Origin of the sequence: Caldimonas sp., from assembly GCF_046289365.1 — a bacterium.
Classification (GTDB): Bacteria; Pseudomonadota; Gammaproteobacteria; order Burkholderiales; family Burkholderiaceae_C; genus Caldimonas.
In genome coordinates this window covers 1-12,949 of the sequence record NZ_JBKBVU010000086.1, presented here as the reverse complement: position 1 = coordinate 12,949, position 12,949 = coordinate 1, and the positions used below count along the sequence as shown (strand labels likewise).

General features: G+C 66.4%; 13 protein-coding genes. 3 read left to right on the top strand and 10 right to left on the bottom strand.

The genetic code is table 11. The annotated features are described in order from the left end of the window. The 9 genes from clpB to ACK42S_RS10135 all read right to left on the bottom strand — a co-directional run. Positions 1-2,505 (bottom strand): ATP-dependent chaperone ClpB (gene clpB, locus ACK42S_RS10175; protein WP_409706575.1); only part of this gene is annotated, 2,505 nt, incomplete at its 3' end. Positions 2,506-2,625: 120 nt separating this feature from the next. Beyond that, a complete protein-coding gene (gene crcB, locus ACK42S_RS10170; protein ID WP_409706572.1) occupies positions 2,626-3,015 on the bottom strand; it encodes a fluoride efflux transporter CrcB in 390 nt (129 codons plus the stop codon). Next, entirely contained in the window at positions 3,012-3,506 is a 495-nt protein-coding gene (gene moaE / locus ACK42S_RS10165) for a molybdopterin synthase catalytic subunit MoaE (protein WP_409706568.1), read from the bottom strand. The genes crcB and moaE overlap by 4 nt, the downstream gene beginning before the upstream one ends. A gap of 2 nt (positions 3,507-3,508) precedes the next feature. Next, complete coding sequence (gene moaD, locus ACK42S_RS10160; protein ID WP_409706565.1) at positions 3,509-3,760, bottom strand: molybdopterin converting factor subunit 1; 252 nt, start codon at positions 3,758-3,760, stop codon at positions 3,509-3,511. Continuing rightward, complete coding sequence (gene glp, locus ACK42S_RS10155; protein ID WP_409706562.1) at positions 3,757-4,989, bottom strand: gephyrin-like molybdotransferase Glp; 1,233 nt, start codon at positions 4,987-4,989, stop codon at positions 3,757-3,759. The genes moaD and glp overlap by 4 nt, the downstream gene beginning before the upstream one ends. Next, positions 4,901-5,491 (bottom strand): molybdopterin-guanine dinucleotide biosynthesis protein B, encoded by a 591-nt coding sequence (gene mobB, locus ACK42S_RS10150; RefSeq protein WP_409706559.1) that lies wholly within the window; start codon positions 5,489-5,491, stop codon positions 4,901-4,903. Before mobB ends, glp begins: the two co-directional genes overlap by 89 nt. Positions 5,492-5,525: 34 nt before the next feature. Then, a complete protein-coding gene (gene thrC / locus ACK42S_RS10145; protein WP_409706556.1) occupies positions 5,526-6,935 on the bottom strand; it encodes a threonine synthase in 1,410 nt (469 codons plus the stop codon). Positions 6,936-6,938: 3 nt separating this feature from the next. Next, positions 6,939-8,273: a homoserine dehydrogenase gene (locus ACK42S_RS10140; protein WP_409706553.1), complete on the bottom strand. Its 1,335-nt coding sequence runs from the start codon at positions 8,271-8,273 to the stop codon at positions 6,939-6,941. Then, complete coding sequence (locus ACK42S_RS10135) at positions 8,270-9,508, bottom strand: pyridoxal phosphate-dependent aminotransferase (RefSeq protein WP_409706550.1); 1,239 nt, start codon at positions 9,506-9,508, stop codon at positions 8,270-8,272. Before ACK42S_RS10135 ends, ACK42S_RS10140 begins: the two co-directional genes overlap by 4 nt. A gap of 162 nt (positions 9,509-9,670) precedes the next feature. Here ACK42S_RS10135 and ACK42S_RS10130 point away from each other — a divergent pair, with 162 nt between their 5' ends. The 3 genes from ACK42S_RS10130 (at position 9,671) to ACK42S_RS10120 (ending at position 12,497) form a co-directional block, all read left to right on the top strand. Then, the gene (locus ACK42S_RS10130) at positions 9,671-10,063 is read left to right on the top strand and encodes an Mth938-like domain-containing protein (RefSeq protein WP_409706547.1); all 393 of its coding nucleotides are present in this window, start codon (positions 9,671-9,673) and stop codon (positions 10,061-10,063) included. A gap of 113 nt (positions 10,064-10,176) precedes the next feature. After that, on the top strand, positions 10,177-10,653 hold the full coding sequence (locus tag ACK42S_RS10125; RefSeq protein WP_409657773.1) for a peroxiredoxin: 477 nt from the start codon (positions 10,177-10,179) through the stop codon (positions 10,651-10,653). Positions 10,654-10,838: 185 nt separating this feature from the next. Then, a complete protein-coding gene (locus tag ACK42S_RS10120; protein ID WP_409706544.1) occupies positions 10,839-12,497 on the top strand; it encodes a PhoH family protein in 1,659 nt (552 codons plus the stop codon). An 18-nt stretch (positions 12,498-12,515) separates the two neighbouring features. Here the strand turns inward: ACK42S_RS10120 and ACK42S_RS10115 are convergent. Beyond that, positions 12,516-12,949 (bottom strand): DnaB-like helicase C-terminal domain-containing protein (locus ACK42S_RS10115; RefSeq protein ID WP_409706541.1); only part of this gene is annotated, 434 nt, incomplete at its 5' end.

The window sequence follows — 12,949 nt, the reverse complement described above, 5'->3', positions numbered from 1 at the left end:
CACCGGATTCTCGATGCGGTGCTGGATCGCCCGTTTGAGCGGCCGCGCCCCGAAGACCGGGTCGAAGCCCACCTTGGCCAGCTCGGCCAAAGCTTCGGGTGAGACCTCCAGCCGCATGTCCATCTTCTCCAGGCGCTGTTCCAGGTGCTTGAGCTGGATCTTCGCGATCGCCTCGATGTGCTGTTGGTCCAGGGCGTGGAAAACCACGGTCTCGTCGATGCGGTTGAGGAACTCGGGCCGGAAGTGCTGTTTGACTTCGGCCCACACCGCCTCGCGGATCAGCTCGCTGTCCTGGCCGGCCATCTGCATGATCTGGTGCGAGCCCAGGTTGCTGGTCATCACGATCACGGTGTTCTTGAAGTCCACGGTGCGGCCCTGGCCATCGGTCAGGCGGCCGTCGTCGAGCACCTGCAGCAGTACGTTGAACACATCGGGGTGGGCCTTCTCCACCTCGTCGAGCAGCAGCACGCTGTAAGGCTTGCGGCGCACGGCCTCGGTAAGGTAGCCCCCCTCGTCATAGCCCACGTAGCCCGGGGGCGCACCGATCAGGCGGCTGACCGAGTGCTTCTCCATGAATTCACTCATGTCGATGCGCACCATGTGGTCGTCGCTGTCGAACAGGAAGCCGGCCAAGGCCTTGCACAACTCGGTCTTGCCCACGCCCGTGGGCCCGAGGAAGAGGAAGCTGCCCAGCGGGCGGTTCGGGTCGGACAGCCCGGCGCGTGAGCGACGGATGGCGTTGGCCACCGCAGTGATGGCCTCGTCTTGACCCACCACCCGCTCGTGCAGACGGGCCTCCATCTGCAGCAGTTTCTCCCGTTCGCCTTGCATGAGCTTGCTCACCGGGATGCCCGTGGCGCGCGAGACGACCTCGGCGATCTCCTCGGCGCCCACCTGGGTGCGCAGCAACTGCGGCCGGCCGCCCTCCTTCGCCCCCTTGGCCTTGTCGGTTTCCTTGGCCTGCGCCTCCTTCAGCCGCTTCTCGAGCTCGGGCAGGCGGCCGTACTGCAGTTCGGCCACCTTGTTGAAGTCGCCCTTGCGCGTGAACTCCTCGATCTGGAAGCGGATCTTGTCGATCTCCTCCTTGATCTGGGCGGAGCCCAGGGCGCTGGCCTTCTCGGCCTTCCAGATCTCCTCCAAGTCGGCGTATTCGCGCTCCAGACGCGCGATCTCCTCCTCGAGCAGGCCCAGACGCTTGATCGAGGCCTCGTCCTTCTCCTTGCGCACCGCCTCGCGCTCGATCTTGAGCTGGATCAGACGCCGGTCGAGGCGGTCCATCGCCTCGGGCTTGGAGTCGATCTCGATCTTGATCTTTGCCGCGGCCTCATCGATCAGGTCGATGGCCTTGTCGGGCAGGAAGCGGTCGGTGATGTAACGGTGCGAGAGCTCGGCCGCGGCGACGATGGCCGGGTCGGTGATCTCCACGCCGTGGTGCACTTCGTACTTCTCCTGCAGGCCGCGCAGGATCGCGATGGTCTGCTCGACACTGGGCTCGTCGACCAGGATCTTCTGGAAGCGGCGCTCCAGGGCCGCATCCTTCTCGATGTACTTGCGATACTCATCCAGCGTGGTCGCGCCGATGCAGTGCAGCTCGCCACGCGCCAGCGCCGGCTTGAGCATATTGCCCGCGTCAATGGCCCCTTCGGCCTTGCCCGCGCCCACCATCGTGTGGATCTCGTCGATGAAGAGGATGATGCGGCCCTCGTCGGCGGCCACCTCCTTGAGCACGGCCTTCAGGCGCTCCTCGAACTCGCCACGGTACTTCGCACCGGCCAGCAGGCCCGCCATGTCGAGCACCAGCACGCGCTTGTCCTTCAGGGTGTCGGGCACCTCGCCAGCCACGATGCGCTGGGCCAGGCCTTCGACGATGGCCGTCTTGCCCACGCCGGGCTCACCGATGAGCACCGGGTTGTTCTTCGAGCGGCGCTGCAGCACCTGGATGGCGCGGCGGATCTCGTCGTCACGGCCGATCACCGGGTCGAGCTTGCCTTGCCGGGCGCGTTCGGTCAGATCGAGCGTGTATTTCTTCAGGGCCTCGCGCTGGCCCTCGGCCTCGGCATGGTCCACCGCCTGCCCGCCGCGCACTGCTTCGACTGCGGCCTCCAAAGACTTGCGGTTCAAGCCATGGTCCTTGGCGATTTGGCCGATCTCAGCCTTGGTGTCACACAAAGCCAGCAGGAACATTTCACTGGCGACAAACTGGTCGCCGCGCTTGAGCGCTTCTTTCTCGGCCGCCTGCAGCAGGCTCACGGTGTCGCGGCCGACCTGGACCTGCTCGGCGCCTTGCACCTGGGGCAGGCGTTTGATCGCGGCCTCCACCGCCTTGTGCAAGCCGCCGGTGTTGACGCCGGCGCGTGCCAGCAGGGCCTTGGGGCCATCGTCCTGCTGCAACATGGCCAACAGCACGTGCGCCGGCTCAATGTAGGGGTTGTCGTGGGCCAGCGCCAGGCTCTGGGCGTCGCCCAAGGCCTCCTGGAACTTGGTGGTGAGCTTGTCGAGTCGCATGAGTAACCTCCAACTGACTCCGAGGTGGGGGGCGAGCGGCCGCTTTCAAGTGTGCCGGGCACACGACGCGCCTCCAAGCCCCGCGGCTTGCGTTCGATCAAGCCGAGACGCCGCCCGGGCTCAGCCGATCCAGCCGCGCAGTAATCGCCAGCCCAGGGCGCAGGCGGCCAAGGCCCCCAGCACATGGCCCAGGGCATGCATCGCCCACAGCAGCCAATGCTCTTTTTGCAGCAGGTGCAGCGACTCCAGCGAAAACGCCGAGAAGGTGGTGAACCCGCCCAAAAAGCCCGTCACCAGTAGCAGGCGCAGGCCCTCGTCGGGGTGGCGGGCCAGCCAGGCCATGGCCAGGCCAATGCACAGACCGCCCAGCAGGTTGACCACCAGCGTCCCCAGCGGAAAGCCCTCCCAGGCCGCGTTGAGCCACACACTCACGGCCCAGCGCGCCATGCCGCCCAGGCCTGCCCCCAGCCCGACCGCCAGGGCCCCACCGGCGTGGAGTGCCCCGCTCATCGGGATCCCGTCGTCCCTGCGTTGGCGGCCTCGATGCCCCAGCGCCGCAGCGCCTCGTCATCGCTCACCCGCGCATCCACCCAGCGCGAGCCTGCCGGGGTGGTCTCCTTCTTCCAGAAGGGCGCCTGGGTCTTGAGGTAGTCCATCAGGAACTCGCAGGCCTGGAAGGCCTCGCCGCGGTGGGCAGAGCTCACGCCCACATAGACGATTTGATCCTGCGGCTGCAGCAGGCCGACCCGGTGAATCACACGGGCGGCGCGGATGTCGAAGCGCCGGTGCGCTTCGTCGATCATGGCTTCGATGGCCTTTTCGGTCATTCCGGGATAGTGCTCCAACTCCATGCAACTCACGCCCTGGCCCTCGTTGCGGTCGCGCACGGTGCCCACGAAGACCGCCACTGCCCCCACCCCGGCATCGCCGGCACGCAAGGCCGCCACCTCGACACCGAGGTCGAAGTCCTCGGTCTGGATGCGCACGCGCGGCCCGCTCATGCTCAGCCTCCGGTCACGGGGGGAAAGAAGGCCACCTCGGCCCCGTCGCGCAGCAGCGCTGATTCATCGCACAGCGCCTGATCCAGCGCCGCGCGCAGGGCGCGGCCCGGGGCCAGGGCCTCGGCATGGGCCCCCGATCGGGACTGCAGCATCATGCGCAGGCTGCCCACGGTGCTGCCTTCGGGCACCTCGACGCTCTCCTGCGAGCCCAGGGCCTCGCGGATCGAGGCAAAGTACTTCACCGTGACCTTCATTGCATCCACTCGGCAAAAGACATGAAACGCACCCGCTCCCCCCGGACAATGGGCTGCCCCGGCGGCACATCGACGACCCCGTCGGCCCACACGGCCGAGGTGAGCACCCCCGAACTCTGGTTTGGGAACAGGGCGAGCCGCCCGTCATCCTCGCGCCGCACACGCAGGAACTCGCGCCGGCGGTCGGGCCGAGGCCAGTCGAAACCCGCTTCCAGCCACACGCCACGCGGTGCGGCGGGATCAGCCCCCTGCAGGGCCAGCAGGAAGGGACGCACCAGCAGCAAGAAGGTGATGAAGCTCGACACCGGGTTGCCCGGCAAGCCGATGAAGGCCGCTTCGCCCCCCCCCTCGCGTCGGACCTGGCCGAAGGCCAGCGGCTTGCCGGGTTTGATCGCGATCTGCCAGAGGTCCAGGCGCCCCTCGGCATTCACGGCCGGGCGGATGTGATCCTCCTCCCCCACCGACACCCCGCCCGAGCTGAGGATCAGATCGTGATCGCGGGCAGCTTCACGCAGGGCCGCACGTGTGGCTTCCAGGCTGTCGGGCACGATGCCCAGATCGGTGCACGCGCAGCCGAACTGGGCGAGCAGTCCCCGCAGCGTGTCGCGGTTGGCGTTGTAAATGGCCCCCGGTCGCAGCGGCTGGCCGGGCATCACCAGCTCGTCGCCGGTGGACAGCAAGGCCACGCGCACACGGCGCATCACCGGCAGGCTGGCCGCCCCGGCCGTGGCCGCCAGCCCCAAGGCCTGAGGCGTCAGGCGCCGGCCGCGGGCCAGCACCACCGCCCCCTCGCGCAGGTCCTCCCCGCGCTGGCGCACCCACTGCCCCGGCGCCGGCACGGCGAGGATCCGCACCGAGCCATCCAGCGGCTCGCACTGCTCTTGCATCACGACGGCATCGGCGCCCTCGGGCAACGGCGCCCCGGTGAAGATGCGCGCTGCCGTGCCGGGCTGCAGCACCGCACCGACCTGCCCGGCCGCGATACGCTGACTGACCGGCAGCACGGTGCCAGCAGCGGGCACGTCCGCCGAGCGCACGGCATATCCATCCATCGAGCTGTTGGCCAGCGGGGGAACGTCCAGCGGCGAGACCAGATCGCGCGCCAGCACCCGGCCCAGGGCCTGGGCAGTGGGCAGATCTTCAGTCCCGGAGACCGGCGTAGCCGCTGCCAGCAGCTTCGCCAACGCCTCCTCCAGGCTGAGCATCGGAGAACGGGGAGCGGTACTCATAACGGTCCTGATTGTGCAGCAGGTGCTCCACCACGCTGGCGGCGTCGTTCAGGTCCAGCACCGGGCGCAAGGTGGCATGGGGCAACTGCCCGGGGCTGTCGGTGGCGATTGCCGTCACGAAGGGGTCCTCGATGTACTGCGCCGGGTGTCCGAGCGAGGCCCGCCACACCTCGATCTTGAAGAGGTCGGCATGCTTGAAACCTTCCACGAGCACCCAGTCGCAGTCGTAGAGTTCGGCAATGAGCTGGTGGACGGTGGGCTCGCAAGGCACCTCGAATTCGCGGATCTTGGCCAAGCGCCGGTCGGAGGCCACCACCACTTCGAAGGCACCGGCCTGCCGGTGGCGCCAGGAGTCCTTGCCTGGATGATCGACGTCGAAGCTATGGTGGGCATGCTTGACCACCGACACCCGCTGCCCCGCCAGCTTCAAGCCGGCGATCACCTGCTCGACCAGCGTGGTCTTGCCCGACCCGGAGTAGCCGCAGAAACCCACCACCTTCATGCTCGCATCCCGCGTGCTCCGGAGCCGGCACGTGTCAACGGCAATTCTCGGCGATGTAGCGCTTCACCGCGTCGGCATCGACCCCCATGACCTTGAAGCGTCTGGGGAGGTTCTCCAGGCCTTGCAGGGCGGCCGGCCGCTCAGGCTCGCAGCCCAGAGCCTCGCGCAGGGTCTCGGCGAACTTGGCGGGCAGGGCCGTCTCCAGCACGATCATCGGGATGCCCCGCTCCAGATGCTCGCGGGCCACTTTCACCCCGTCGGCGGTATGGGTGTCGATCATGACACCATAGCGCGCGTGCACGTCGCGGATGGTGGCCAGCCGGTCGGCGTGGGTGCTGCGGCCCGAGACGAAGCCATAGTCGGCCACCTTGGCGAACTCCGCCGGCGTGAGCGTGAAGGCGCCCTCCCGCTCCACGGCCTCGCGAAAGAGCCGCGAGGTGCGCCCGGCATCGCGCCCGAGCAGGTCGAACACGAAGCGCTCGAAGTTCGAGGCCTTGGAGATGTCCATCGAAGGACTCGAGGTCTCGAAGGTCTCCGCCGCCTTTCGCACCCGGTACGTGCCGGTGCGGAAGAACTCGTCGAGCACGTCGTTCTCGTTGGTGGCCACCACCAGACGGTGGATCGGCAGCCCCATCATCCGGGCGACGTGACCGGCGCAGACATTGCCAAAGTTGCCCGAGGGCACGCAAAAGCTGACCACCTCATCGTTGCTGCGGGTGGCCTGGAAGTAGCCGGCAAAGTAGTACACCACCTGGGCCAGCAACCGCGCCCAGTTGATGGAGTTCACCGTGCCGATCCGGTGGCGGCGCTTGAAGTCCAGGTCGTTCGACACCGCCTTGACGATGTCCTGGCAGTCGTCGAACACCCCCTCGATAGCCAGGTTGTGGATGTTGGGATCCTGCAGGCTGTACATCTGGGCCTGCTGGAAGGGGCTCATGCGGCCATGGGGCGAGAGCATGAACACCCGCACGCCCCGCTTGCCGCGCATCGCATACTCGGCCGCGCTGCCAGTGTCGCCCGAGGTCGCGCCCAGGATGTTGAGTTCCTCGCCGCGACGGCCGAGTTCATACTCGAACAACTGACCCAGCAATTGCATCGCCATGTCCTTGAAGGCGAGCGTCGGGCCGTTGGACAGCGCCTCCAGGTAGAAGCCCTCGCCCAGCGGCTTGAGCGGCGTGATGGCCTCGGTGCCGAACACCTCCTTGGTGTAGGTGCGCGAGACCAGCGCGCGCAGGTCGGCCGCCGGGATGTCGTCGATGTAGAGCGACAGGATCTCGAAGGCGAGCTCGGCATAGCTCAGGCCACGCCAGCGCTGCAAGGTGGGCCCGTCCACGCGGGGATAGGCCACGGGCAGGTACAGCCCGCCGTCGGGTGCCAGGCCCTCCAGCAGGATTTCCGAGAAGCCGCGCTCGGTGCGGTCGCCGCGGGTGCTGATGTACTTCATGGTCTAGTTCAGCTCTTCCTTGCGGATGCGCACGATGGGCTCGAGCACCGTGGGCAGGGCCTGCATCTTCCCGATCGCCTCGTTCATGCGGCCTTCGCGGGTCTCGTGCGTCAGGATGATCAAGTCGGTCTGATTCTCGTCGTCGCCCGCCTCGCGCTGCAACACGGCATCGATGGAGATGTCATGCTCGGCCAGGATGCCGGTGATGCGCGCGAGCACGCCGGTCTGGTCAGCCACACGCAGTCTCAGATAGAAGGACGTGACCACGTCCTCGATCGGCAGGACCGGCACGTTGTCCAGCGCATCGGGCTGGAACGCCAGGTGGGGCACGCGATGGTCAGGGTCTGCCGTGTGCAGGCGAGTCACGTCCACCAGATCGGCCACCACCGCCGAGGCGGTGGGCTCCGAGCCGGCGCCCTTGCCATAGTAGAGCGTCGAGCCTACAGCATCACCGTGCACCACGACCGCGTTCATCGCGCCTTCCACGTTGGCAATGAGGCGTTTGGCCGGCACCAGCGTGGGATGCACGCGCAGCTCGATACCGCCGCCGGGCAGATCATCGCGGCGGCGCGTCACGCCCAGCAGTTTGATGCGATAACCGAGCTGCTCGGCATACGTGATATCGGCCGCCTTCAGCCGGGTGATGCCTTCGACATAGGCCTTGTCGAACTGCATCGGGATGCCGAAGGCGATCGCGCTCATGATGGTGGCCTTGTGCGCTGCGTCCACGCCCTCGATGTCGAAGGTCGGATCGGCCTCGGCATAACCCAGACGCTGCGCCTCCCGAAGCACGGTGTCGAAATCCAGTCCCTTGGAGCGCATCTCGCTCAGGATGAAATTCGTGGTGCCGTTGATGATCCCGGCGATCCATTGGATGCGGTTGGCTGTGAGGCCCTCGCGCAATGCCTTGATGATGGGAATGCCCCCGGCCACGGCGGCCTCGAAGGCCACCATCACGCCCTTGTCACCAGCCGCGGCGAAGATCTCGGTGCCGTGCACGGCCAGCAGGGCCTTGTTGGCCGTAACCACGTGCTTGCCTGCGGCAATCGCCTTGAGCACCAGCTCGCGCGCGCGGGTGGTGCCGCCGATCAGCTCGACGACGATGTCCACCTGCGGGTCGGTCGCGACGGCATCGAGATCGTCAGTGATCGTGAGCTCCTCGCCCAGGGCGGCACGGGCCTTGGCCGGGTTGCGCGCACCCACACGGGTCACCACGATGCCGCGGCCGGCGCGGCGCTGGATCTCGGCCTGGTTGCGTACCAGCACGTTGACGACACCGGTGGCGACGACACCGGCCCCCAGCAGGCCAAGGCGCATCGGATTCTGGAAGGAGTTCATGCGTTCGATCCGTGAGAGTGACGCTTGCGATAGTGCTCGAGAAAGCGGGCGATGCGCCCGATCGCCTCGGCCAGGTCGTCCGAATTGGGCAGAAAGACCAGGCGGAAATGATCCGGATGCGGCCAGTTGAAGCCGGTGCCCTGCACGATGAGCACCTTCTCCTCGGCCAGCAGCTCGTAGGCGAACTGCTGGTCGTCGGCCACTGGATAGAGCTTGGGATCCAGGCGCGGGAACATGTACAACGCCGCCTTGGGTTTGACACAGCTGACGCCGGGAATGTCCGTCAGCAGCTTGTGCGCGAGGTCGCGCTGACGACACAGGCGACCGCCCGGCGCGACCAGGTCCTTGATGCTCTGGTAACCCCCAAGCGCCGTCTGGATGGCCAGTTGACCCGGCGTGTTCGCACACAGGCGCATCGAGGCCAGCATGTTCAGGCCCTCGATGTAATCCCGTGCGTGCTTCTTCTCTCCCGACACCACCATCCAGCCGGCCCGGTAGCCGCAGGAGCGGTAGTTTTTCGACAGCCCGTTGAAGGTGACGAAGAGCACGTCGTCGGCCAACGACGCGATGCTGGTGTGCGTGTGGCCGTCGTACAGCGTCTTGTCGTAGATCTCGTCGGCAAAGATGATGAGCTGGTGCTGACGCGCGATCTCGACCAGCTCCAGCAGCACCGACTCGGGATACAGCGCGCCCGTCGGGTTGTTCGGGTTGATCACCACCAGCGCCTTGGTGCGCGGCGTGATCTTGGCCCTGATGTCGGCGATGTCGGGCATCCAGTCGGACTGCTCGTCGCACATGTAATGCACCGGCGTGCCCCCGGACAGCGACACCACCGCGGTGTACAGCGGATAGTCGGGCGCCGGAATCAACACCTCGTCGCCGTCGTTGAGCAGAGCGTTCATGCTCATCGCGATCAGCTCGGACGCCCCATTGCCCAGGTAGACATCATCCACCGTCACACCGCGGATGTTCTTCTCCTGCGTGTAGTGCACCACGGCCCGGCGCGGCGCGAACAAGCCCTTGGAGTCGGTGTAGCCCGCGGTATGAGGCAGGTTGCGGATCATGTCCTGCACGATCTCGTCGGGCGGCTCCAGCCCGAACACCGCCAGGTTGCCGATGTTCAGCTTGATGATCTTGTGGCCCTCTTCCTCCATCTCGCGGGCCTTCTCCAGCACCGGCCCGCGGATGTCGTAGCAGACATTGGCCAGCTTGGCCGACTTGGCGACGGGTTTCACGAGAACACTCCCTGGGCGCGAGCCCTTGAAAGGACTGCGGCAATCGCGGATTGCACGGTTATCGCTGCAGTGCAAAATCTATAATTTAACCACAGGCCCGACGCCGACCGCCCCCGGTGGCGAGCCGCCCACCCCGTTGACGCCCCTTGCGTCATCCTTGCCGTGAAACTGCAGCCCGACCGCGCCGATTCGTCCTTGAACATCATCACGGCCCACACGGCCAGCGGCATCGCCGTGAACGCCGTGGTGCACTCCGGCAGCCTGCTCGTGCCGTGGCGTGGGCCGGTGCAGGCCTGGTCCTGCCAGGTCGTGGCCGACCTGACGGTCGAGGACTTCACCCGGGTCGCCGACCTCGCGCCGGAGGTCGTGCTGCTGGGCACCGGCACGCGGCTGCAGTTCGCCCGGCCGCAACTCCTGCAGCCGTTGATGGCGCGGCGCATTGGCGTGGAAACGATGGACACCGCCGCCGCCTGCCGCACCTACAACATCCTGGCCGGCGAAGGCCGCAGCGTGGTGGCCCTGCTGATGATGTCCTCCCCGGTGTCTGGCCACTGAAGGACCGGCCTGCACAATCGGCGACCAACCCGTCATTGGCAGGGGATATCGACAGGGGTGGAGCTATAATTTCGGGCTAGGCCTGAACGGGCGCAACCCTCTTCAACACCTACATGACGCCAGCCCTCAATAAACCTCTCCCGGACTTTGAAGCGCTTGCCACGAACGGGGTGAAGTTCACGCCCCAGGCCTATGCGGGTCAGATCGTCGTGCTGTATTTCTACCCCAAGGACAATACCCCGGGCTGCACCACCGAAGCCATGCAGTTTCGCGACAAGCACAAGGATTTTGTGAAATCCGGCGCAGTGGTGTTTGGCGTGTCGCGTGACAACATGGCCTCGCACGACAAGTTCAAGCAGAACCTGGAGCTGCCCTTCGAGCTGATCGCCGACACCGAGGAGAAGCTCTGCCACATGTTCGGTGTGGTCAAGAACAAGATCATGTACGGCAAGAAAGTCAAAGGCATCGAGCGCAGCACCTTCGTGATCGACGGCGAAGGCATCCTGCGCCACGAGTGGCGCGGCATCAAGGTGGCCGGCCATGTGGACGAAGTCCTCAAGGCCGTCAAGGCGCTGAAGAAGGCTGCCTGAGGCCCCTAGGCCGGACATCCGCCTGCAGCCGGCATGCAACGCGGCGTCATTGCGCCGCCCAACCGGCTGTGCATAATGAGGTCATGCCGTCGAGCCGATCCCAGAGTCGTCACCGCCGCATCCCCGCAAAGCCGCCCAGCTTGCTGTGCGGCTTTTTTGTTTCCGCCGCCTGAACCCGCCAGACGATGCCCCTGCCCAAGCCGCCCACGAAGAAAGCCACCCTGCTGACTCCGTCCGACATCGACGCGCAGAGCGCGCCCCGCAAGACCCCCCGTTCGCAGAAGGCCGAACTGGCCTCCCACAGCCTGCTGGAACTGCGCGCCGATGCCCCGGCGACGTTGGCTCCCCCGGCCCCGCGCCCTGCGGCACCCGCGCCGGCCGCGCCCACAGTGCCCGCCGCGCCCGCCGCAGCGATGGCGCAGACCCATGTCCGCCCGAAGCGGCCGCACCGGGAAGGCCCCCCCAAGCTTTTCGTGCTCGACACCAACGTGCTGATGCACGACCCGATGTCGATCTACCGCTTCGAAGAGCACGACATCTACCTGCCAATGATCACGCTGGAGGAGCTCGACAGCCACAAACGCGGCATGTCCGAGGTGGCTCGCAATGCCCGCCAGGTCAGCCGCGAGCTCGATGCCCTGGTGGCACAGACGAATGCAAGCTTCCCCGAGGGCGTGGCCCTGTCGAAGACCGGGCACCGCGAAGCCGGGGGCCGCCTGTTCTTCCAGACCCAGCTCGTCGATGTGCAACTGCCCGTGGGTCTGCCCCAGGGCAAGGCCGACAACCAGATCCTCGGCGTGGTGCAGTCACTGCGCCAAAAGTACCCGGAACGCGACGTGGTGCTGGTGTCCAAGGACATCAACATGCGCATCAAGGCCCGCGCCCTGGGCCTGCCGGCCGAGGACTACTACAACGACAAGGCCCTCGAAGACGGCGACCTGCTCTACACCGGGGTGCTGCCGCTGCCGGGCGATTTCTGGGAGCGGCACGGCAAGACCATGGAAAGCTGGCAGCAGGGCGGCTTCACTTACTACCGCATCAGCGGCCCGCTTGTGCCGGCGCTGCTGATCAACCAATTCGTCTATCTCGAGGCCCCAGGGGTGACACCGCTGTACGCCAAGGTCACCGAGATCACCGGCAAGACCGCCGTGTTGCGCACCTGCAAGGAGTACACGCACCAGAAGAACGCCGTGTGGGGCATCACCGCGCGCAATCGCGAACAGAACTTCGCGCTCAACCTGCTGATGGACCCGGAGTGCGACTTCGTCACCCTCACCGGCACGGCCGGCACCGGCAAGACGCTGATGACGCTGGCCGCCGCCCTGAGCCAGGTGCTCGACGAGCGGCGCTACACCGAGATCATCGTGACCCGGGTCACCGTGCCCGTGGGCGAGGACATCGGCTACCTGCCCGGGACCGAGGAAGAGAAGATGTCGCCCTGGATGGGGGCGCTGGACGACAACCTGGAGGTGCTCGCCCGCACGGACGCCAGCGCCGGCGATTGGGGGCGTGCCGCCACCAATGAGTTGGTGCGCTCGAAGGTGAAGATCAAGAGCATGAACTTCATGCGCGGACGCACTTTCCTGAACAAGTTCGTCATCATCGACGAGGCCCAGAACCTCACGCCCAAGCAGATGAAGACGCTGATCACCCGGGCCGGCCCCGGCACGAAGATCGTCTGTCTGGGCAACCTCGCGCAGATCGACACACCCTACCTCACCGAAGGCAGTTCGGGCCTCACGTATGCGGTGGACCGGTTCAAGGGCTGGCCGCACAGCGGACACGTGACGCTCGCCCGCGGCGAGCGCTCGCGCCTGGCCGATTTTGCGAGCGAAGTGCTCTGATCGAGTCGCTGGCGGCGATCAATAGTCGCCGCCGCCCAGCGCGCCGGGCGCCAGATTCTCGAACTTGGTGAGCGGCTTCAGGAACGTGAGCTTGACGGTGCCCACCGGCCCGTTGCGCTGTTTGCCGATGATGATCTCGGCCACGCCGGGCTCCTTGCATTGGTCTTTGGTGTAGTACTCGTCGCGATAGATGAACATGATGACGTCGGCATCCTGTTCGATCGCGCCCGATTCGCGCAGATCGCTCATCATGGGGCGCTTGTCGGTGCGTGTCTCGACGCTGCGGTTGAGCTGCGACAACGCGATGACGGGGCAGCGCAACTCCTTGGCCAGGGCCTTGAGGCCGCGCGAGATCTCGCCGATCACGGTCGCGCGATTCTCGTCGCTGCTGCCAGCGCTGCCGCTCATCAACTGCAGGTAGTCGACGATGATCAGACCGAGCTGGCCACACT

What these genes read in the sequence shown, in the direction of transcription:
- crcB (WP_409706572.1), bottom strand. Translation starts at nt 3,015, where the DNA reads ATGAGCGGGGCACTCCACGCCGGTGGGGCCCTGGCGGTCGGGCTGGGG.
- moaE (WP_409706568.1), bottom strand. Translation starts at nt 3,506, where the DNA reads ATGAGCGGGCCGCGCGTGCGCATCCAGACCGAGGACTTCGACCTCGGT.
- moaD (WP_409706565.1), bottom strand. Translation starts at nt 3,760, where the DNA reads ATGAAGGTCACGGTGAAGTACTTTGCCTCGATCCGCGAGGCCCTGGGC.
- glp (WP_409706562.1), bottom strand. Translation starts at nt 4,989, where the DNA reads ATGAGTACCGCTCCCCGTTCTCCGATGCTCAGCCTGGAGGAGGCGTTG.
- mobB (WP_409706559.1), bottom strand. Translation starts at nt 5,491, where the DNA reads ATGAAGGTGGTGGGTTTCTGCGGCTACTCCGGGTCGGGCAAGACCACG.
- thrC (WP_409706556.1), bottom strand. Translation starts at nt 6,935, where the DNA reads ATGAAGTACATCAGCACCCGCGGCGACCGCACCGAGCGCGGCTTCTCG.
- ACK42S_RS10140 (WP_409706553.1), bottom strand. Translation starts at nt 8,273, where the DNA reads ATGAACTCCTTCCAGAATCCGATGCGCCTTGGCCTGCTGGGGGCCGGT.
- ACK42S_RS10125 (WP_409657773.1), top strand. Translation starts at nt 10,177, where the DNA reads ATGACGCCAGCCCTCAATAAACCTCTCCCGGACTTTGAAGCGCTTGCC.
- ACK42S_RS10120 (WP_409706544.1), top strand. Translation starts at nt 10,839, where the DNA reads ATGCCCCTGCCCAAGCCGCCCACGAAGAAAGCCACCCTGCTGACTCCG.